The organism is Bifidobacterium adolescentis ATCC 15703 (genome assembly GCF_000010425.1).
Lineage (GTDB): Bacteria > Actinomycetota > Actinomycetes > Actinomycetales > Bifidobacteriaceae > Bifidobacterium > Bifidobacterium adolescentis.
Genome location: NC_008618.1, coordinates 1,403,083 through 1,424,205, shown reverse-complemented (window position 1 = coordinate 1,424,205; position 21,123 = coordinate 1,403,083). Strand labels below are relative to the sequence as shown.

21 protein-coding genes, 1 pseudogene and 1 riboswitch are annotated in these 21,123 nt (G+C 58.8%); of the genes and pseudogenes, 13 read left to right on the top strand and 9 right to left on the bottom strand.

The window, feature by feature from the left end; genetic code table 11:
- Positions 1–2: 2 nt before the first annotated feature.
- Both BAD_RS06090 and BAD_RS06085 read right to left on the bottom strand, forming a co-directional pair.
- Positions 3–1,559 (bottom strand): glycoside hydrolase family 32 protein, encoded by a 1,557-nt coding sequence (locus BAD_RS06090; RefSeq protein ID WP_011743482.1) that lies wholly within the window; start codon positions 1,557–1,559, stop codon positions 3–5.
- Between the two features lie 202 nt (positions 1,560–1,761).
- Complete coding sequence (locus BAD_RS06085) at positions 1,762–3,093, bottom strand: MFS transporter (RefSeq protein ID WP_041777362.1); 1,332 nt, start codon at positions 3,091–3,093, stop codon at positions 1,762–1,764.
- Between BAD_RS06085 and BAD_RS09300 the strand changes: the two genes are divergently transcribed.
- On the top strand, positions 3,083–3,385 hold the full coding sequence (locus BAD_RS09300; protein ID WP_231836959.1) for a hypothetical protein: 303 nt from the start codon (positions 3,083–3,085) through the stop codon (positions 3,383–3,385). The two genes, BAD_RS06085 and BAD_RS09300, sit on opposite strands and share 11 nt — an antisense overlap.
- Before the next feature lie 54 nt (positions 3,386–3,439).
- On the opposite strand, the gene BAD_RS06080 is transcribed toward BAD_RS09300, so the two are convergent.
- From BAD_RS06080 to BAD_RS06055, 6 genes and pseudogenes are all read right to left on the bottom strand, one after another.
- Positions 3,440–4,483, bottom strand: coding sequence for a LacI family DNA-binding transcriptional regulator (locus BAD_RS06080; RefSeq protein ID WP_011743480.1), 1,044 nt, complete (start codon positions 4,481–4,483; stop codon positions 3,440–3,442).
- A gap of 102 nt (positions 4,484–4,585) precedes the next feature.
- Entirely contained in the window at positions 4,586–4,951 is a 366-nt protein-coding gene (locus BAD_RS06075; RefSeq protein ID WP_003810902.1) for a thiamine-binding protein, read from the bottom strand.
- 88 nt (positions 4,952–5,039) lie between these two features.
- Complete coding sequence (thiD, locus tag BAD_RS06070) at positions 5,040–5,882, bottom strand: bifunctional hydroxymethylpyrimidine kinase/phosphomethylpyrimidine kinase (protein WP_003810900.1); 843 nt, start codon at positions 5,880–5,882, stop codon at positions 5,040–5,042.
- A 134-nt stretch (positions 5,883–6,016) separates the two neighbouring features.
- Positions 6,017–6,766, bottom strand: a pseudogene (locus BAD_RS06065) (thiamine phosphate synthase); the annotation flags it as partial.
- Between the two features lie 143 nt (positions 6,767–6,909).
- Positions 6,910–7,794 carry a hydroxyethylthiazole kinase gene (locus BAD_RS06060; protein WP_011743478.1) on the bottom strand — a complete coding sequence of 295 codons (885 nt, stop codon included), beginning with the start codon at positions 7,792–7,794 and terminating at the stop codon, positions 6,910–6,912.
- Positions 7,785–7,898, bottom strand: a riboswitch (TPP riboswitch). It overlaps the preceding gene by 10 nt.
- Positions 7,899–8,075: 177 nt before the next feature.
- Positions 8,076–8,519 (bottom strand): MerR family transcriptional regulator, encoded by a 444-nt coding sequence (locus tag BAD_RS06055; RefSeq protein ID WP_041777361.1) that lies wholly within the window; start codon positions 8,517–8,519, stop codon positions 8,076–8,078.
- Positions 8,520–8,746: 227 nt separating this feature from the next.
- Here BAD_RS06055 and BAD_RS06050 point away from each other — a divergent pair, with 227 nt between their 5' ends.
- From BAD_RS06050 to BAD_RS06035, 4 genes are all read left to right on the top strand, one after another.
- A complete protein-coding gene (locus tag BAD_RS06050; protein ID WP_011743476.1) occupies positions 8,747–9,622 on the top strand; it encodes an aldo/keto reductase in 876 nt (291 codons plus the stop codon).
- On the top strand, positions 9,619–9,891 hold the full coding sequence (locus BAD_RS06045) for a flavodoxin (RefSeq protein WP_021913383.1): 273 nt from the start codon (positions 9,619–9,621) through the stop codon (positions 9,889–9,891). The genes BAD_RS06050 and BAD_RS06045 overlap by 4 nt, the downstream gene beginning before the upstream one ends.
- Before the next feature lie 353 nt (positions 9,892–10,244).
- Positions 10,245–10,922, top strand: a complete 678-nt coding sequence (locus BAD_RS06040; RefSeq protein WP_227561621.1) for a DUF4230 domain-containing protein — start codon at positions 10,245–10,247, stop codon at positions 10,920–10,922.
- The gene (locus BAD_RS06035; RefSeq protein WP_229060142.1) at positions 10,909–11,502 is read left to right on the top strand and encodes a DUF4230 domain-containing protein; all 594 of its coding nucleotides are present in this window, start codon (positions 10,909–10,911) and stop codon (positions 11,500–11,502) included. The genes BAD_RS06040 and BAD_RS06035 overlap by 14 nt, the downstream gene beginning before the upstream one ends.
- Before the next feature lie 24 nt (positions 11,503–11,526).
- Here BAD_RS06035 and BAD_RS06030 read toward each other — a convergent pair whose 3' ends face one another.
- Complete coding sequence (locus tag BAD_RS06030) at positions 11,527–12,627, bottom strand: hypothetical protein (RefSeq protein ID WP_231836957.1); 1,101 nt, start codon at positions 12,625–12,627, stop codon at positions 11,527–11,529.
- 210 nt (positions 12,628–12,837) lie between these two features.
- Between BAD_RS06030 and BAD_RS06025 the strand changes: the two genes are divergently transcribed.
- From BAD_RS06025 to BAD_RS05990, 8 genes are all read left to right on the top strand, one after another.
- Positions 12,838–14,313, top strand: a complete 1,476-nt coding sequence (locus BAD_RS06025; RefSeq protein WP_011743472.1) for a glycine--tRNA ligase — start codon at positions 12,838–12,840, stop codon at positions 14,311–14,313.
- A 41-nt stretch (positions 14,314–14,354) separates the two neighbouring features.
- A complete protein-coding gene (dusB, locus tag BAD_RS06020) occupies positions 14,355–15,584 on the top strand; it encodes a tRNA dihydrouridine synthase DusB (protein ID WP_003810853.1) in 1,230 nt (409 codons plus the stop codon).
- A 179-nt stretch (positions 15,585–15,763) separates the two neighbouring features.
- Positions 15,764–16,993: a cell division protein FtsZ gene (ftsZ, locus tag BAD_RS06015; protein WP_113736384.1), complete on the top strand. Its 1,230-nt coding sequence runs from the start codon at positions 15,764–15,766 to the stop codon at positions 16,991–16,993.
- Between the two features lie 30 nt (positions 16,994–17,023).
- Positions 17,024–17,506 (top strand): cell division protein SepF, encoded by a 483-nt coding sequence (locus BAD_RS06010; RefSeq protein WP_011743470.1) that lies wholly within the window; start codon positions 17,024–17,026, stop codon positions 17,504–17,506.
- Positions 17,507–17,597: 91 nt separating this feature from the next.
- Positions 17,598–17,879, top strand: a complete 282-nt coding sequence (locus BAD_RS06005) for a YggT family protein (protein WP_011743469.1) — start codon at positions 17,598–17,600, stop codon at positions 17,877–17,879.
- Positions 17,880–17,988: 109 nt separating this feature from the next.
- The gene (locus BAD_RS06000; protein ID WP_011743468.1) at positions 17,989–19,587 is read left to right on the top strand and encodes a DivIVA domain-containing protein; all 1,599 of its coding nucleotides are present in this window, start codon (positions 17,989–17,991) and stop codon (positions 19,585–19,587) included.
- A gap of 21 nt (positions 19,588–19,608) precedes the next feature.
- Positions 19,609–20,172: a signal peptidase II gene (lspA, locus tag BAD_RS05995; RefSeq protein ID WP_011743467.1), complete on the top strand. Its 564-nt coding sequence runs from the start codon at positions 19,609–19,611 to the stop codon at positions 20,170–20,172.
- Positions 20,169–21,098 (top strand): RluA family pseudouridine synthase, encoded by a 930-nt coding sequence (locus BAD_RS05990; RefSeq protein WP_003810838.1) that lies wholly within the window; start codon positions 20,169–20,171, stop codon positions 21,096–21,098. Before lspA ends, BAD_RS05990 begins: the two co-directional genes overlap by 4 nt.
- Positions 21,099–21,123: the final 25 nt, after the last annotated feature.

Here is a 21,123-nt window from a genome sequence, read left to right as displayed (position 1 = left end):
TATCATTCCAGTCCGATGGACTTCATGTGGTGAAGCACCAGGGACTTGACCTTGAGCGTGCCGGATTCGGCCACGAGCTTGATGGCGCGCGGACCTTCGGACGCGTAGCTGTACGAGCTGAGCACCTGACGGCCGTCGTTGACGTACACCTCCACGCAGCCACGGTCCACGTACACGCGCAGCTTGAGTTCGCCGGCGGCAAGTTCGGCTTCGGACAGCGGTGCCGTACGGTAGCCGCGATCGCCCTGAGCGTTGGCCTGACGGTCGACCACCACGCGGCCGATCTGATCGTCATACGCAACGGACGTGTAGGCGCCATCCTCGGTGGCGTGGACACGCAGGCCGGCACGCTCGGCGGTGGAGTTGGCCAGGTCGATGGTCATTTCGATTTCCACGGCTTCGGCATCGTCCACAATGGTCTTCTCGCCGCTGACGTCCAGATCGATCGCACCGAAATCGACGGTATCCTCGCGCAGGCCTTCCATTTCGGCCACCGGCGCGGTGTGCAGGTCGCCGTCGGCGCCCAGCGTGATCTCACGCGGCAGGGTGAGGTTGCCGCACCAGCCGTCGTCCTGCATCGGAATCGGCTCGACGAACGGGCTCATCCAACCGTAGACGATCTGACGCTTGCCGTCGTTGAACGACTGCGGCGCGTAGTAATTGTGGCCGCAATCCCACAGACGGAACTCGGTTTCCGGCTTGAACTGCTCACCCGGAGTCCAAGTGCCGATCATGTAGCCGGCGTTGTTGACGTTGCGGTTCATGAAGCCGGACGGCTTGGCACCCATGGCGGAGAAGCCGATAACCCACTTCTCGTTGCCTTCGACGTCCTTGATCGGGAAGAAGTCCGGGCACTCAAGCATAAACACGTTCGAATCCGGATGCTCGAACAGCACCTGCTCATAGGTCCACTTGACCATGTCGTCGGAGGAGAACAGCCACATCTGGCCGCGCTTCTCGGCAGAGGAGACACCGAAGGTCATGTACCACTTGTCGCCGGTCTTCCAGACCTTCGGGTCGCGGTAGTGGTGGTTCACCTTGTCGGTCGGGCAATCAATGACCATACCGCGCTTAGTGGCGCTGGTCAGCTCATCGTTGTCTGGTTCGGCGAGCATCTGTACCTGCCAGTCGCCGCCGGTGTTGTCCTTGCCGTTGGCCCAACGGTGGCCGGTGTAGTAGAACTTGAGCTTGCCATCGTCGCCGATCACTGCGGAGCCAGAGAAGACGCCGTCCTTTTCTTCTTCCAGAGACGGGGCGAACATAATCGGCTCACGCTTCCAATTGACCATATCGGCGGAGGAGACGTGACCCCAATGCATCGGACCCCACTGGGTGCCATACGGGTGCAGCTGGTAGAAGACGTGCCAACGGCCCTTGTAGAAGCACAGGCCGTTCGGATCGTTGATCCAACCGCCATTGGATGCGATGTGGAACTTCGGATACCAGCGGTTGTTACGCTTGGCTGCGAAGGCCGCGACACCGGCCTCTGCCTTGGTGAGTTCCTCGCTGTGGTTCTTGATTTCGTGAAGGACAGGTGCGTCCGGAGTAAAGCCAGTCATCGTTGAATGCCTTTCTGAATCTGGGTTATGAATTGTTGGATAAAAAGCTTTTTGAAGATGGTGCCCAAAGCGGAAAAAGGGAAACGCTTCGGACACCACGATTGTTGTTATGATGCGTACGGTACCGATGATGATCGCGGGAGAAGGGATGTAGGTTGCGACCACCATCGACGCCGTACGCCGACTTAGTACGGGCTGAGACTCAGGCCTTCACTTCCGCATCAGCGGCCTTCATGGCCTTGAGCTGCTTGTCAGTGTAGAACGGATCGCCGCCGACTTCCTGATCATCCTTCTTGATGACGAAGAAGCCGTAGACCAGAGCCGCAAACACGATGGCAGAGATGGTGAAGAAGGTCGGACGGTCGCCCATGGCATCATGCAGAGCACCCATCGGGGTGGAGAAAATCACCTGGCCGACCTGGGAAGCGATCTGGAAACCAACCATGTACAGGGTGGCAGACAGCTTCGTGTCGAAGTGCAGGGTGAAGTAGCGGAACGCCGGCAGGCAGAACAGCGGTACCTCGATGGAGTGGAACAGCTTGACGATGGAGACGGAGACCGGGTCATGGAACACGCCGCACAGACCGATACGGGCGAACATCACGGTGGCGCCGAGCAGCAGGGAGTTACGCACGCCGATCTTCTTCATGATGATCGGGACGACGCCCATCATGGCGGACTCAAGGAACACCTGGAAGGAGTTCAGGGTGCCGTAGGTGGCGTTGCCGATTTCGGTGGTCGGGAAGAGGGAGGCGTAGTAGTTCGGGAACATCTGCTGATCGAACACGGTGTAGAAGGTGTTGGTGAACAGCATGAAGACGATGAGCACCCACAGGGTCGGCATCTTCAGGACGGAGACCATTTCCTTGAAGGACGGGTTGGTCGGAGTTGCGTTCGGATCAGCTTCCTTCTTGAGTTCTTCCTTCTGCTCGGCCGGAACCCAGAAAGCATAGACGCACAGCATGCTGAGGCCGCAGATGGAACCAACCCAGAAGTTCAGCAGCGGGTTGATGTTGAACAGGAAGCCTGCGCACAGTGCCACGACAGCGTAGCCGAAGGAGCCCCAAGCGCGGGACTGGCCGTATTCGAAGCCGAACTTACGGGAGTAACGTTCGGTGATGGCTTCGAACAGGGAGCAGCCGGCCATGAAGCCTGCGGACAGCACGATGGAGCCGAGAAGCACGCCGATGAATCGGGTGGTGCCGCCGGCGGTCAGCATCGGCTGGTACACGAACTGCACGAACGGGCCAACGCATGCAGCGACCGCAGAGATGAAGATCACGAGCTTACGCTTAATGCCCAGCTGGTCCTGAATGGTGCCGTAAACGAACATGATGACCAGGGTGGCCAAGGAGTTGATGGAGTAGATCTGGCCCTGTTCCGCGGAGCTCATGCCCAGACCGTGGGTCGGGTCAGTGAGCCAGCGGGAGAAGAAGGACCACCAGATGCCCCAGGAACAGAAGAACATGAAAATGCCGAAGGAGCTCTGCAGATAGGAAGGATTCTTCCATACAGAACGTGTTTTGCTTGCCATTTTGATTCTCTTTTTCTCTTCGCGCTGCCGCTGCCGCGCGGCAGCGATCGCTTCCGATGTTGTTTTGGCTTGCGCCTGCTCTGATTTCAGCTGCCGTGCCGAAAAGCGAACATGGCTTCAAGATAGCATGTTGCAACTGCTTCGTCAATCGTTTGACGTCAATCGTTTGACGTCAAACGTTTGTAAGGATTTGCGGATAGTTGAAATTAAGCCTGAATCAACTGCTGGCGGACTGTTGGCACGATTGCTTTATTCGGCGTGTCGTGAACAAACGCACAATTTTCATGTATAGAAAATGGCTGTGCGAACAATCGTAAGCATTTGAATCGTTGTAAAAACAGAAAAATCAGGATATGACGGAATCTTTTTCCAACAATGCGCAGTGGATCTTCGCCGGAATCGGCGCATCAAGCGGCGGCAGGGAAGCTCTGGCGGATGGACATGAACTGGTATCCACATCCTTGCCTTCAATCATGGAAATCAGCTTGCAGGCTGACCAATAGCCCATTTCGTAATGTGGCAGTTCGACGGTGGTCAGCTGCGGTTCAAGTGTCTCTGCGAACACGCGGTGGTTGTCCACGCCGACCACGGAAATATCCTTGCCTACCGTAAGCCCTCTTCTTGCCGCGCATTCGTACACATACCAGGCGCGCGCATCATTGAAGCAGAAGAAGCCGTCCGGATGCTCGTCGTCGAACAACTTGTTCACGGCGCGTAAAGCTGGACCGTCGTTCATTACGTTGCATACCAGCGATGGGTTGAACGCACGTCCGGCCTCCTGCAACGCGGTGCAGTAGCCGGCAAGACGACCGTCCTGCGCGATCATGTTTTCCGCGCAACCCACGTACGCGATACGTTTGCAATCGGCCTGCAGCAACCGTATCGTGGCGTCATAGCCGATCATGAACTCGTCGGGCTCGACGCTGGGAACCTTGTTCTCATAATCGGTGGCGTCCACCATCACCACGGGATAATCGCTCAACGATTCAGGCACATGCGCGATGCGGTTCGACATCTTCGAATAGAAGAATCCATCCACGCCGTATCGTTTCAACGTGGCGATTTCGTTCTCCTCGCTCGCCTTGCCGTCGGTGCTGACTGTGAACAGCATGTAGCCGTAGGCACTGGCCGCATCCTGCGCGCCCAGAATGATGCCGCCTGCGTATGGTGTGGTGGCAACTTCCTCGCTGATGAAGCCGAGGATTCGGGTTTTGTTGGTACGCAGGCTTCGCGCCAACGGATTGATCTTGTACCCGAGCTCGGTCGCTTTGTTGCGTACGAGTTTGGCGAGCGCGGGATTTACCCTGCCTTCGTCGCGTCCGTTGAGCACCAGGGATACAGTGGAGATGGATACCCCCGTTTGTTCGGCGATTTCCTTCATTGTCGTCATAATCGCAACACTATACCCAAATAAACGCGAAAAGCGCGCTTTTGCCAAGAAAAAGCGCGCTTTTTTACATGGAATGGTTTCGTTTCACCACTGTAAAGGGGGTTATTTCGACAGAATCTCGTTTACCAGTTCCTGCTTGGCGTGGATCTGTCCTTCGAAACCGGGGCGGATGTCGAGACGGATCACCACGTCGGTGCGGTATCCCTGGCCGGCGAGCTTCATGGTAGCGTCGCGGATCACCTTGAGCACATCGTCGATGTCTCCTTCGATGTTGGTGAACATGGCGTTCGTCTCGTTCGGCAGGCCGGATTCACGGATCACATCCACGGCCTGCGCCACGTACGTGGACTTCTCCGGGCTGGCGCCGGCGGGGGAGATGGCTACTGCGGCAAGCGTGTTGATATACGGTTTGCCGGTTTCCGGATTGACGGGCACTTCCTGCTTTTCTGCGTTGCGATCGAGCGTCATGATTACCTTTCTCAGCGTTGTCTCGTGTGTTTTCGTGCGATTACTTGTTGTACTGTTCCAACGGTTGCCGTGGTTCGCGTGGCTTGGCTCAACGCCACTTCCACGCGTGGTCCATCGGACCGGAACCATGTCCAAGATCGAGCTGCGCTTCCAAAGCGCCGGTCAGGTACAGCTTGGCATGGTCGACGGCCGTCGGCAGCGCCTCGCCAAGAGCCAAATGGCTGGCGATGGCGGAAGACAGTGTGCAGCCGGTGCCGTGCGTGTTCGGGTTGTTGATGCGACGGGAACGGAACCAGGTGATCTTGCCATCCGGCTCGACAAGCACGTCACTCGCGTCATGCGTGCCGTGGCCGCCCTTGACGAGCACCGCGCAGCCGAAATGGCCGGCGAGCAGATGACCTGCGGTCACCATGTCGTTCTCGGTGGAGATGGATTCGCCGTTCTCATAGTCGATTGCGCCCGCACCCTGCTCTACGGCCAAGTCGCACAGTACCTGGGTCTCCGGCATGTTCGGCGTGATCACAGTGGCCAGCGGGAACAGTTTGGACGTCAGCGCCGCGATGGCATCATCCTCGATGAGCTTCGCGCCGGACGTGGCCACCATCACCGGGTCGAGCACCACGTTCTTCGCGTTGTGCGCGGTCAGACGGTCGGCGATCACGGTGATGAGCTCGGCGCTGGACACCATGCCAATCTTCACCGCCACCGGCGGAATGTCTTCGAACACCGCGTCGATCTGCGCCGCAAGCATTTCCGGGGGAGTGTTGGTGACCATCGTCACGCCGGTGGTGTTCTGCGCGGTCAGCGCCGCGATCGCGGTCATGCCGAACACGCCGTTGGCGAGCATGGTCTTCAAATCCGCCTGAATGCCGGCACCGCCGGACGAATCCGATCCTGCGATGCTCAATACCGGTGGCAATGTGCTGGTCATGGTAACTCTCCTTATTAGGCTCACTGATTCATTGATTATCTTCACTGAGCTCACTGATACAGTGTAGAACCACCTTTGCGGAACTTCTCGCTCATCTCAGCGGGCTTGTCGATTTCCTGTACGACGGACTACTTCACACGCGGCGCATAGCCGTGCTTCGCGTCGCCGCGCACCGCCTTCCAGCGCGTCACCATTTCGCGGGTGGCCGCTTCCGGATCGTCGGCACCGGCGATCGCGGACACCACGAACCAGCCGGCCGCCTTCGAACGGGCCAGCATCTCCATATCGTCGGCATGTACGCCGCCGCCGACCACTACCGGGAACTCGCTCGCCGCGCAAATCGCGTTGATCTGTTCCTCGTCAAGCGTGTGCCCGGAACCGTCGTTGCCGCCCACGGAAGCCTCCGGCTTGGTGGTGGACACATGTAGCGGGCCGGCGCCGATGTAGTCGATGCAGCCGCTCGGCAGCTCGTTGATAAGCTTCACCAGACTTTCGGTCTCGGCGGACAGGCCCACGATGGCATCCTCGCCGAGCAGCGCGCGAGCCTCCTGCGGTTCCATATCGGTCTGGCCGATATGCACGCCATCCACCTTGATGCCCTTGTCGCGCGCCTGCCACACCACATCCACGCGGTCGTCGATCACAAACGCCACGGAATCGGACTTGCCGCTGTTCTTGATGACCTGCGCGATATCGCGGGCCATTTCGGTGATATCCTTCGCATCCGCGTTCTTGGCGCGCAATTGGATGAACGTCGCGCCCCCACGCAACGCGTCATCCACCACATCCGTCACCGGCCGGCCCTTGCAATCCTGCGGACCGACCACGAAATACGCGCTCATATCAAAGCAGTCGCGCATCGAGGCGAATGGATAATTATTCATTGGTCTCCCCTTTGTTGTTCTTTGGGTAAGTGCTCCAGAAGAAGTCTTGTTATTTTCCGTTTATTTTCCGTCGCACCGCACTGAACGTATATATTCCGTATATACGATTGCGATGGTGCGAAACCATCCACGGAACGTTGCGGTCAGTTGGTTTCGATGATGTCGGACGCGGCCACCTGGTCGGCGGTGACGTTCCACAGCGCGTCGAGCAGCGCCACCTGGAACGAACCGGGGCCATCGGATTTGACTTCGGCGATTTCGGACGCACGATCATACAGCAGCGACGCGGCAAGGGCGGCGACCAGCGGCTCGGCCACGGCAAGATACGTTGCGGTCACGCCGCCGAGCGAACAGCCGGCGCCGGTGATCTTCGTCATCATCGCGCTGCCTCCGGGCAGGCGGAACGTGCGCTCGCCGTCGGTCACCAGATCAACCGCGCCGGACACCGCGACCGCGCCTGCTCCAACGGGGGAGCGCTTCGCCAGATGGCGGGCGAGACGCTTGGCCGCGTCGACCGCGGCATCGACCTCATCGACGGCTTCCACGCCGGCGGGACGGGTCGCGGGCGTGGTGCTGTCGGCGTCGGCGAGTCCCCACATCGCGTCGAGCGCGATGATCTCGCTGGCGTTGCCGCGCACGATGGTCGGCGGAACGTCACGGAACGATTCGAGGATGGCGGTGCGTGTCTCGCCGATGCCGGCCGCGACCGGATCGAGCACCCAGGTTTTGCCGTTCTCATGTAGCTTGCGCGCGATCTCGGGCAGCGCGTTCTTGAAGAACGGCAGCAACGTTCCCACGTTGATGTAATTGGATCCTGCGATTTCGGCGGTGGCGATCACGTCATCCGGCAGATAGCTCATGGCCGCGGTGCCGCCCGCGGCGAGCTGCGCGTTGGCCACCAGATTGATGGTTACGAAATTGGTGAACGACTGCGCCAATGGTGTCTGCCCGCGCACGTCCGTGACGGCTTGTTTGATGGCGGCACGCAATGTGCCGAGTGCGTCATTGGTGGATGGGTCATCGCTCATGATCTGCTCCCTACGTTGGTCCTAACCAACAGGTTCAAAGGGTCAGGCGTTCATGCCTATCTCAGCTTGATGGACTTGGACATCAAGCACCCCCGCATGTTTACAACAGTGGTTAATCTATCTGCGTCCCTTGACAGGCGCGATTCCGTAGGTGATTTTGGGCTTCCGTAGGTGGTTGCTGCCGGATAAGCATCGGCGAGATGCCTGGAATTAGGCGTTTGCTCGTGTCCGGATTCGAAGCTGACCGCCTACGGAACGCAAAAATCACCTACGGAACGCAGTCAGTCGCTTTGCGTCGTGTCGATGACGTTGCTGCAGTATGCCGTCCTGCCGGCAGTCACGTCGGCGTAGAAGCGCTGTTTTTCATCGATGTATGCGATGGCTTTACGCAGTTCCTCCAGTTGCGTCTCCAGATGCTCGCGTTTTTCGGCAAGGATTTCCTGACGTTCCGGTATCGATGACTCACCTTTAAGACAGAGTTGCGTGTAGTGCCGCATCTCCTTGATGCCCAGACCGCAGCGTTTGAGGCATGTCAGGCCGTTGATCCATGCGATGCATCGCTCGTCGAAGACGCGTCGGTTGTTCTGGTCTCGTTTGAGACCGGGCACGAGTCCTGAATTGCAATAGAACTTCAATGCTTCGTAATTCATGCCGGTTAGTTTGCAGGCCTGCTTCATCGTATAGGTTTTCATGTTCTTATGGAGTGGCACTGCCGTGATTGCCATACGTGGCTCCTTTCGGACGCTGCGCGGCAGGACGTTCGGCGGGTGCCGCCGGATGGGGTCGGGCTTGAGGCGCATTGTTCTTTTTGTTTGTACCTATCATGTCACATTTCCGGTTATTAATACCGGTAGATAGTACCGGCGTGCCGTAATTTGACCGGTAGCAGCTACCGGATTTTATCGTGGGGGTCAGAACGGCATACATGCCGGCACTGAATACCGACGAATTTATGGAAGGAAAAACAGTGGAATACGTGAAACTTGCCAACGGTATTGAGATTCCGAAGATCGGATACGGCGTCTTCCAGATCAGCAAGGACGATGCTCCTCGCTGCGTGCGCGAGGCCATCGAGACCGGGTACCGCCATATCGACACCGCACAGTCGTACTTCAACGAGGCCGAAGTCGGCCAAGGAATCAAGGATTCCGGTATCGATCGTAAGGATCTGTTCCTCACTACCAAGATCTGGATCAGCAATTACGGCTATGAGAACACGCTGAGGTCCGTCGATGTGTCCTTGAAGAAGCTTGGCACCGACTATCTCGATCTGGTGTTACTGCACCAGCCGTTTTCCGATACCTACGGCGCGTGGCGTGCACTCGAAAAGCTCTACAAGGACGGCGTGATCCGCGCCATCGGCGTGAGTAACTTCTATCCGGATCGTCTGGCCGATATGGTCGCCTTCAATGAGATCGCCCCGATGGTCGATCAGGTCGAGACTAATCCGCTCAACCAGCAGATCGAAGCTCGCAAGAACATGGTCAAGCGGGGCGTGGCTCAGGAAGCATGGGCTCCGTTCGGGGAGGGCATGCAGAACATGTTCTCCAATCCCACCCTGGCCAGGATCGGCGAGGCGCATGGCAAGTCCGTCGCGCAGGTGATCCTGCGTTGGCTCACCCAGCGCGACATCGTTGCTCTGCCCAAGTCCACGCACAAGGAGCGCATGGAAGAAAACCTGAACATTTTCGATTTCCGGCTCTCCGACAGCGAGATGGCAACCATCGCGGGCCTTGACACCAAGACCAGCATGTTCTTTCGCCACGACACCCCTGAGGCGGTCGACCGCTTCGTCGGTTATGTCAAGGAACGTGCCGGCCGCGAATGATTCCGGTCCATGACATGGTCGGTGCCGGCAGCACTGTGTATCTGGGCTTCCCGATTTGGTGGATGGCACCTGTTTGGCTGGTGAACGATTCCGTCAAATCCAACGATTTCGCAGGTAAGACGATCATTCCGTTCTGCACTTCCGCCAGCTCCGATATCGGCAACAGTGCATCCACGCTCCAGAAAATGGCAGGCAGCGGTACATGGCTTACCGGGCACCGTTTCTCGGAATCTGTTTCCGAGAAGGACGTGACCGATTGGCTGATTTAGTCCAAAAACGGTATCGCCGAATAGCGAAGACATGGGGCGACCATTGTACGTTCGGCTGCAGCATTTCGTGTGCTGAATAGCAGGTCGCCTCTTCCACGCTCTTTTGAGTATCCCATCCGAATGTTTAAGCCGGCGTGGAAGTAGTAAGTGGTATGTGTGCTGTCCTGCCTTGCAGGAAGACATGGCGGGCATTTTCATTATGATGAAACGTCATCAAATATCGGATTATTTCCGATAATCATTCCACGAGATGGGCTTCCCCGTATTATTTCCTGAGACGTTTGTGACGTCCCTATGTATTTGCGTGCGGGGATAGAATTGTTGACGGAAGAGAACCGTGAAAGGAATGTGCGTTGGCGAGAAATGACGGGAGTCGAAGGAGGCGGGGCGGTCTTTGCGATAGGTTGTTCGGCGATCTCAGTGCAAAAAAGTTGCGTAAGGTGTTGTTTGGCGCTGTTGCGGCAATTGTCACTGTTGCAGTTGTCCTGTTTGTGTGGAACGGTGTCGTTAAACCTGTTTTTGACAATGCAAGGACCGAATCTACCATCAGTGTGGAAAGCCAGTTGCAGGCGGCTGTGAATATCGACGATCTATCGACCGCGAAATTCCATTATGGCGGTGTTGCTGTAAAGAAAGACAATGCTGGTAAGGACAAGTGGCATGTTGCATATGAGGCGACGGTGACTGCTGGCGTCAAGATGAGCGATATCACGTTCGAAGTGGACGATACCGCGAAGACCGTCACTCCGATTCTGCCGAAGCCGACTATTGGGGACGTCGTGGTTGATAGCGGCAGCCTCGACTTTTTCGAGAACAATCCGTCCGTTGAAATTGATGAGGTGATCAAGCTTTGCAAGCAGGATGCGCAACAGGAAACCAAGACAAACGGAGACATTATTTCTATTGCTGCCAGCAATCTTGAACAAACTGTGGATGCGTTGACCAAGGATCTCGTGGAAGCAAAAGGATACAAATTGCAGAAGGCCGAGACCGTAAAGCTCACTAAGGAGACCGCGCATGCTGACGAATAATCGTTCCATGAAACGTGCGATTGCCGCATTATGTGTTGCTACGCTTGCATGTTCTGCTGTAGGGTGCGGCGAGGAAAAGAAAGAAGCTATCCCAACTTTCTCGAATGCCACGTATATCGCACAGATGGCCACATTAAAATGTTATTACCACAACACGGCCAAGCTCAGTCATGAGGGATCGTGGTTTTTCAATAATGGCTACAAACGTATGTGGATGGAATACAGTGGCATCGTGAAGTACGGTATTGATGCCGATAAAGTAACAATTAGTCCAGATGCCAACGGTCATAAAGTAATCATTACCGTGCCTCCAGCTCACGTGTTGGATGATCCGGACGTAAATGAGAAGTCGTTCAGCAAACCGCTGGTGAGCACTGGTTTCGCCACTTCGATTACCGCCGAAGAGAAAACGGAAATGTTTGATAAGGCCCAGCAAAGCATGCTGAAGCAGGCGAAAACCGATTCGGCGTTGCTTGCCCAAGCCGAAGCTCGCGCGTGGACTATTCTAGAGCAGTATGTGCGCAATGTGCTTGGCGACGACGCGAAGAACTGGACTATCGAATTCAAGGATGTGCAATAGTCGCCAAGCGGAAACCGACTCACATCACCCGCAATTGCCATCGTGGATGGCTGTGGCCAGCTGGTCGCTGTGCGCATCCATCGCGTATTCGGCGACGCCCTGCTGCTGGTCGGCGATGCGGTTGCGATCGGCCCCGAAAAACAGCACCGAATAGGAATTCGTCACCGCCTCGGTGCGGTCGGCCGCGATCGTCGGTTGGGTGGTGCCGCAGGAGACCATGATCGAACGGTGCGAGAGCTCGTGCTTGACCATGTCCACCAGCCAAGGGCTTCGCGCGGTCTGCGTCCAACCTGGGTGCGTGGTGAGGATATGCACGACATCCCGCTGCGTGCGGTCGGGCATCTGGCAGTAATAGGCCGCCACGAATCCGTTCGGATTCTCACCTGACTGGCCGCCGCAGTTGAATTCCATGGTCTGCTCGATCTGCACGCCCATCGTTGATACCACGTTCGTGGCGAGCGTGTACCATCCGGCCGGATCGAGATCGCCGTTGCGCTCAGGTACGGCGATCGCAGCCGCCGAGGCTTCCTCGCTGTGCAGATTGCTGACCGCGGACGAGACCTGCTGCTTCACGTCCGAGCGCAGCTTGTGCAATGATTCCAGTCCGGTGAGCATTTCCCGCATCGACGAATACTCACGCTGTTTGCCGTATCGGTCGATGAGCTCGTTCACCTGCGTCGGATCGTCCACCTGCAGCAGCCATTGCGCCGCATGCTGGCTGAAATCGTCCGCCATGGCCGCGTCGACCGCGCTGAGCAGCTCCTTGGTCTGTGCGTCGAGATTATGGGCCGCCACACGCATGCTGTCGATGATGGTGCGCTGCTGGTCGCGGTACAACAGCCCGATGATGCGTTCCTGCGGATTGTCCGACAGCAGATACTTGATCTGCTTGGTGTCGGCAAGCCGGTCGTAATCGTCCATATACTGTTGCACGGTTTCGATGTGTGCGGCGAATTGATCCGGATCATCCAGGCTCTGCGCGAACGTGATGCTGTCCTGCGCGGTCTGCCGGATGTCCTGCATCGTTTCGATCTGCGGCTTGACGTTACTGACCGCGTCGCTGGTGGTGGTGCGGAGGAAATTGGCGACGCTGGCGATGACCGCAAGCACGACAAGCACGCCCACGATGCGCAAGACATTTCGCCGGCCGCGCGAATTCGGGTTGTGGTACAGCATATCTCCAGCCTACTTTGTGTAATGCATCGTCTGCCGCCGTTCCGATCGCTTGCCGCATGGTCTCCCGTGCGCATGCGGGACGGCGGCTGGGCTGTCAGCATGTGACGGTAGGCTGTGCGGTTGTAAAGACCCCAAACCATTCAATCCAGAAGGTGCATTGTGGCTGTATCCAAACTCGATGAAGTCGTATCCCTCGCCAAGCGTCGTGGCTTTGTTTTTCCCGCCGGTGAAATCTACGGCGGAACCCGTTCCGCATGGGATTACGGTCCGCTCGGCGTGGCGTTGAAGGACAATATCAAGCGCGAATGGTGGCGCTCCATGGTCGTCACCCGTGGCGACGTGGTGGGCGTGGACACCTCCATCATCCTGCCGACCCCCGTGTGGGTGGCTTCTGGCCACGTGGCCGTCTTCAACGATCCGCTGGTGGAATGCCTTAACTGCCACAAGCGCCAGCGTTCCGACAAGCTTGAGGAATCCTATGCCGAGAAGCATGGAGACAAGCTGCCGGAGAACGGCATGGCCGACATCGTGTGCCCGGATTGCGGAACCCGCGGCAAGTGGACCGAACCGCGCGACTTCAACATGATGCTGCGCACCCACCTCGGCCCGGTCGAGGACGAGAACTCCCTGCACTATCTGCGTCCGGAAACCGCGCAGGGCATCTTCGTGGACTTCAAGAACGTGATGACCTCTTCCCGCAAGAAGCCGCCGTTCGGCATCGCCAACATGGGCAAGTCCTTCCGTAACGAGATCACGCCAGGCAACTTCATCTTCCGTACCCGTGAGTTCGAGCAGATGGAGATGGAGTTCTTCGTCAAGCCCGGCGAGGACGAAGCCTGGCACCAGTACTGGATCGACGCCCGCACCCAGTGGTACCTCGACCTCGGCGTCAAGCCGGAGAACCTGCGCCACTACGAGCATCCGAAGGAGAAGCTGGCCCACTATTCGAAGCGCACTGTCGACATCGAATACAAGTTCGGCTTCCAGGGCTCCGATTGGGGCGAGCTCGAAGGCATCGCCAACCGTACCGACTTCGACCTGTCCGCGCACGCGGAGCACTCCGGCGAGGACCTGAGCTACTTCAACCAGGCCACCGGTGAAAAGTACGTGCCGTATGTCATTGAGCCGGCCGCCGGCCTGACCCGCTCCCTCATGTGCTTCCTCGTCGACGCCTATGACGTGGACGAGGCTCCGAACACCAAGGGCGGTGTGGACAAGCGCACCGTGCTGCATCTCGACCCGCGTCTGGCTCCGGTCAAGGCCGCCGTGCTGCCGCTGAGCAAGAAGCCGGACCTGCAGTCCGTGGCCCAGAAGCTCGCCGCCGACCTGCGCCAGAACGAGTGGATGATCGACTACGACGAGGCCGGCGCGATTGGCCGTCGCTACCGCCGTGAGGACGAGATCGGCACCCCGCTGTGCGTCACCGTCGACTTCGACACCCTCGACGACCAGGCCGTCACCATCCGTGAACGCGACACCATGCAGCAGGAGCGCGTCAGCCTCGACAAGGTGGCCGACTACATCGCCGAGCGCATCGGCGAGAAGCGCGTCAGCGTGCCGCAGATGCCGGTCGAAATGGGCGGCGAGGCTTGGCCTGAGTCCGTCAAGATCGCCGAAGCCGGTGGCCTGTACTGATCGCCCCGAATCGGTCATATCGAACGGAACAAGTCTGACCTATGCCAGATAGCATTGTGAATGCCTACGAGGAATCCGACGTGCTCGACCCGCGTACCGACGCGGAACGGCCGTCGGTTCCTCCCGTTATAAAGCCCGTTGATCTGGGTCCGGTGCACGTCGAAACGCCGGTGGTGCTTTCGCCTATGGCGGGCGTCACCAACTGGCCGTTCCGCGTGATCTGCGAAAGCTACGGTCCCGACGGTCTGTACGTGGCGGAAATGATCACCGCGCGCGCATTGGTGGCCCGCAATCCGAAAGCCCTGCGCCTATGCCGTTTCGCACCCAGCGAGAAGATTCGTTCGCTGCAGCTGTACGGCGTCAATCCCTCGATTGTGGAGCAGGCCGCGAAAATCGTCATCGACGAGAACATGGCCGACCATGTCGACCTCAACTTCGGCTGCCCGGTGCCCAAGGTGACGCGTCGTGGCGGCGGATCCGCGCTGCCATGGAAGACGGACCTGTTCCGTGAGATCATCCAACGCGTGGTCAAGGTGTGCGACGCGGCCAACGTACCAGTCACGGCCAAAATCCGCGTCGGCATCGACCATGAACACGAGACGTTCCTCGAAGCCGGGCACATCGCGCAGGAGGAAGGCTGCAAGGCCGTCACCCTGCACGCGCGCACCACCGCCGAATATTACGGTGGGCATTCCGATTGGTCCCGCATTGGCGAGCTGGTTTCCGAGCTTGATATTCCCGTCTTCGGCAACGGGGATATTTGGGGTGCCAACGACGCGTTGGCGATGGTCGCCGAAACCGGTTGCGCGGGTGTTGCGATCGGCCGCGGCTGCCAAGGCCGTCCATGGTTGTTCGCCGACATCAAGAACGCGTTCGCCGGCAGTGACGAGCGCGTCGACCCCACGCTGGGCGACGTGTGCCGCGTGATCGAACGGCATGCCGAACTGCTGACCGAATTCTATGATGGTGACGAGCGGATGGCCGTGCATGACCTGCGCAAGCACGTCGCGTGGTATCTGAAGGGCTTCCCCGTGGGCGGTTCCACACGCCGTGCGTTCATGGAATGTGAAAATCTTGAGGATGTCCGGCGCGAGATAGGCAGACTCGACCCGAACATTCGGTTCCCAGAACGCATCGCCGACAAGCCAAGGGGGCGCGTGCGCTTCGCCAAAAAGGTGCATCTGCCTTACGGATGGTTGGAATCCCGGGAAACCACGCACGAGGAGCGTGAGGCGCTGTTCGGGGATGACCCGATGGATGCCAGCTACTAAAGCCCGTCACGCATGTTCGAAGAGCCGTGTACAAATGACTGAAGGGGTCAACGCAGGCAGAATGAACATGCTGACAGCAAAAAAGTGAAAAAACGGTGGTACACGCCTGGAAAAGTGCGCGTATCATCGGCGCGATTGCGATAGAGTTGTTCATATACGTGAGTGAACAGGAGACAATGGTGAGCGAGATTGCCCAGACTGACAATTTCAACGACAAGACCAACATCAAGGTCGTCGGTGTCGGTGGAGCCGGAGGCAACGCTGTCAATCGCATGATTGCGGAGGGTCTTCAAAGCGTCGAATTTATTGCGATCAACACTGATGCAAAGGATCTGCTGCGATCCGACGCCGATGTCAAGATCTCGCTGAACGATGCCTCCAGCCGTGGTCTGGGCGCTGGCGCCGACCCGGAAAAGGGTGCCAAGGCGGCGCAGGATCACCAGTCCGACATCGAAGAGGCGCTTAAGGGCTCCGACATGGTGTTCGTCACCTGCGGTGAGGGCGGTGGCACCGGAACCGGCGCCAGCCCGATCGTGGCACGTGCGGCCCACCAGCAGGGCGCGCTGACCATCGCCGTGGTGACCCGTCCGTTCAGCTTCGAAGGTCCGCAGCGTTCCGCTTCCGCCGCGCTCGGCATCGAGAACCTGCGCAAGGAAGTCGACGCGCTGATCGTCATTCCGAACGACCGACTGCTGGAACTGTCCGACCGCACCATTGGCATCGTCGACGCGTTCAAGACCGCCGACACCGCACTGCTGGCCGGCGTGCAGGGCATCACCGACCTGATTACCTCGAATTCGTACATCCACGTTGATTTCAACGATGTCAACGCGATTCTGCGTGGTGCCGGCACCGCGCTGTTCGGCATCGGTTCCGCTCGGGGAGAGGACCGCGCCACGCAGGCCGCGGAAATCGCCATCAGCTCGCCGCTGCTGGAGGAAAGCATCGAGGGTGCGCATGGCGCACTGATCAACATCGCCGGTCCGACCGACCTGAAGCTGCAGGAAGCCGCAGCCGCGGTCGCGCTGGTGCAGAAGGCCATCCATCCGGAAGCGCAGATCATCTGGGGCCTGTCCCTGGACGACGCCTACGGCGACGAGGTGCGTGTCACCGTCATCGCGGCAGGTTTCGATGCCAATTCTAAGAAGCCCGACCAGCCGGCCGAAGAAAAGCCGGCCGCGGCCAAGGGAAACACGGTACCGCTGTCCGCGTTGTCCGCCGGCGTGCAGGCTCCCGCCCAGCAGCCGCAGCCGGTGCAGACTCCGGCGGTGCCGCAGGTGCAGCCGCTGTCCAGCTACATTCCGTCCACTCCGGACCAGAACGTCGCCTCGTTCGACCAGACCACCGAGCATGAAGTGGTTTCGGCTAACGATCCGGGCGACCTCGATATTCCGGATTTCCTGCGCTAAAGTCAACGCGTAGACGCGAAAGGAACATACATGGCAGGTTTCATGAAGAACGCGATGTCGTACTTGGGAATGTCCGACGTCGCCGAGGGTGAGGATGATTTCGAGGATGACGTCGACACCGGCGAGACCTCGTTCGATTCGGATCATTCCGTCACCCCGATGCCTTCCTCTTCGGCTTCCGCTTCCACGCCGTCCGCTCCGCGTGAGCAGTCCAACCCGTTCCAGGGGGGTAGAGTGAGTCGCATCACCACCATCCATCCGAAGACCTATGACGATGCGCAGATGGTCGGTCGCGCCATTCGTGACGGCATTCCGGTGGTGCTGAACCTGACAGGTGTGGCCGAAGCCGTGGCATACCGCATCGTCGACTTCTCCGCCGGTGTGGTGTTCGGCGTGCGCGGCTCCATCGAACGCGTCACTCCGCGCGTGTTCCTGCTGAGCCCGGCCCAAGTGAACATCAAGGTCGAGGAGCCTGAAGACAAGGGTCCGGCCCACGACCTGTTCGCCGACTGAGCCGTGTAGCACAGAGCAAGCACAAATCAGACGATTATGCCCCCACTGAAAGCGGGGGCATTTTGTTATGCGCGCTTGATACAGTGGCAACGTGATTCTCTCGATAATTGGTAGCGTCGTCCATTTTCTGGTCAACGCCTATATCCTGGTGCTGTTCGTCCGCATGATTCTCGACTGGGTGTTGGCATTGTCGCCGACGTGGCGGCCAAGCGGAATCGTGGCCTCGTTGTTCGACGCCATCTACCAGCTGACGGAGCCGCCGTTAAGGTGGTTGCGGCAGTATATTCGTCCCGTTCCGCTCGGACCGATCTATTTTGACGTCGCGTATCTTGTGCTTTATTTCGTTCTTGTGGTCATTGATTTCCTTATTTAGCACCTCTAAAAAACCGTTTTTCCGCAAAATATCTATGGTTTCGTGCTAGAGTCGAACACTGAAAGCAACAACAGTAAGGCATCAAGCCCAAAGCGAGGTGTAAGGATTTATGGCTCTGTTGACGCCGAAAGATATTAGGGAGCATACTTTCCAGACCGTAAGGTTCAAGGAAGGCTATGACGTCGATGAAGTCGATGACTTCCTCGATCAGGTAACCGAGACGGTGGAAGCCCTTGGCAAGCAGGCAGTTGCCGGCGGACAGGCCACGCAGTCTCTTGGCCCAGATGTCGCAGGACTCAATTCCAAGATTTCCGAGTTGAATGCTCAGATCCAGTCCCTGCAGCAGGAGAACGCGACGCTGAAGTCCGCCTCCGAGCAGGCAGCTGGTGCGGGAGACCAGGCCGCTCAGGCCGCTCAGGCCGCGGCCGCCAAGCTTTCCGAGGCAGAGGAAAGCAATCGTGCGCTGTCTTCCCAGAACGAGCAGCTCAAGGGGCAGATCGATCGTCTGTCCGCGCAGGTCGATCAGCTCACCGCCCAGGCAGCCGAAGCGGCCGGTCAGGCCGACCTTGGCGAGCAGCTTACCGCCGTGCAGCACGAGCGTGACACGTTCCGCGCACAGACCGAGGACCTGTCCCGTCAGCTGGCATCGGCCCAGGAGCAGGTGGTCGTGGCTCAGCGTCAGAAGGAGCAGATCGATCAGCTCACCGCAAAGCTTCAGGAAGCGCAGGACCAGGTCGCTCAGGCCCAGCAGCTCACTCAGGAGCATGCTGCCCAGTCCCAGCAGCAGGATGCCCAGGTGAAGCAGCAGGCCATGCAGATTCAGCAGCTTGCCCAGCAGCTGAAGGATTCCCAGATTCGCGAGGCACAGCTGCGCGAACAGGTCGCCAAGTCCGAGCCGAGCACCGAAACCGGCAGCCTGCAGAAGATCGCAGGTGCCGCGGCAAGCGCCAATACCGAGCCGGAGCGCGCCACCGCCATGCTGACGCTGGCCATGCAGCTGCACGACCAGTACGTCGACAAGGGCAAGGCCAAGGCCAAGGAGATCACCGAGGAAAGCCAGCGCAAGTACGAAGAGATCATCGGCAGCGCCAACGACTACTCCAACCGCACTCGTTCCGAGGCTGACCAGTACTCCACCGACACCCGCGCCAACGCCGACAACTACCTGTCCGGCAAGACCCAGGATGGCGATGCCTATCTGGCACAGAAGCAGCAGGATGGCGATGCGTACCTGAACCAGAAGACCGAGGAGGGCGACGCCTACCTTGCGCAGAAGACCGAGGAAGGCAATGCCTATCTGGCCGGCAAGCAGCAGGATGGCGACGCTTATCTGGAGCAGAAGCAGCAGGAAGGCGACGCCTACTTCGCGCAGAAGCAGGAAGAGGGCGACGGCTACCTGGCTCAGAAGACCCAGGACGCCGACACGTACTTCTCCGACAAGCACACCGAGGCCGACAACTACGAAGCCGAAGTGCAGAAGCGCGCCTTCGACTACGATTCGAAGACCCGTACCGCTGCCGACGACTACGCCCAGCAGGTCCGCGACAACCTCGAGACCCAGACCAAGGTCATCGAAGGCAACATCAAGGGCCTCAAGCAGTTCGAAACCGAATACCGTGCACGACTCACCGACTTCCTCGGCCAGCTCGTCAACCAGGTGTCCGATACGAACAACTACGACCAGGACCCTCAGGACAACAACGACTGAGATTAGCCTGTGTCTGACATCATGAAGAATGATCAAAGACGGCTGCGCGACCGCGTGGCCGTCTTTGCGTGTATTGCGATCGCGGCGATCGCAATTGACCAGCTCACCAAGATGTGGGCTTTGTCCGCATTGGCCGATGGCCGTACCATACGCGTGATTCCCGGCCTGCTTTCGTTGACATTGGTGCGTAATCCAGGCGCCTCGCTCGGCATGGGCTCCGGCATGACGTGGCTGATTTCCCTGCTGGCGATGGCGGCCTGCGTGGCGTTGGTCGTACTTGCCGTCCGCACCATTTCCATGAAATGGACGGTGCTGTTCGCCTTCGCCTTCGCAGGAGCGTTCGGCAACCTCATCGACCGCGTCATCTATGCGGAAGGGTTCCTCAACGGCAAGGTCGTGGATTTCCTGAACTACGGATGGTCCATCGGCAACGTGGCGGACATCTTCCTCATGCTCGCGGGCGTTGCGGCGGTGTTGCTGCTGTTCCTCGGGGAACCGTTCAGCCAAAAGGACCTTGACGAGGCCAACGGCAAGACGCTTGGTGATGATGCGAACGCAACCGACGACGGGGCGAAAGCAGCATGAGCCGTCTCGTACCCGCTCCCGACGCGCTCGTCGGCAAACGATTCGACGTCGCGGTCGCCAAAATGCTTGGCATTTCCCGGGCCAAGGCGGCCGACCTCATCGAAAGCGGACAGGCGCGCGTGCTCGGCAGGGACATTTCCAAATCGTCGACCCTGCAGGCAGGCGAAACCGTAGAATTCGACATCGTCGAGGAACGGTCCGAACCGGAACCGATCGCCCATGACATGGCCGTCGTCTATGAGGACGACGATGTGGTCGTGGTGGACAAGCCGGTCGGCGTCGCCGCGCACGCATCCGTCGGATGGACCGGTCCGACGGTGCTTGGCAGCCTGATCGACAGGGGAGTGCACATCACGTCATATGGCGCGGCAGGCCGTCAAGGCATCGTGTCACGACTCGACGTGGGCACATCGGGACTGATGCTCGTATGCAAGTCCGATCTTGCGTACGTGGAGATGCGCCGGCAGTTCGCCGAACATGAGGTCGTCAAAACATATCACGCACTCGTGCAGGGCAATCTCAAAGAAGACAAAGCCACCATCGAAGCGCCGATCGGACGCGCCAAAGTCTCCGACTTCCGCTTCTGCGTGACACCGGCCGGCAAAGAGGCCATCACGCATTGGGACGTGATGGAACGTTTCGGCGAAGCCACGCTCGTATCCGTGAACCTGGAAACCGGCCGCACCCATCAGATCCGCGTGCATTTCTCATCCATCGGGCATCCGTTGGCGGGGGACGCCATGTACGGCGCGAATCCGCAGCTGAGCGAGGCGCTTGGCCTTGAACGGCAATGGCTGCACGCCATGCAATTGGAATTCCGCCATCCGCGTACGCACGTGTGGACCACGGTGAAATCGCACTATCCCGCCGACCTGCAGCATGCGCTTGACGTGATGCGCGCACGGCACGCCGACCAGTCCCTATAAAAGTGTGGCCGGACGGCCAGAAACG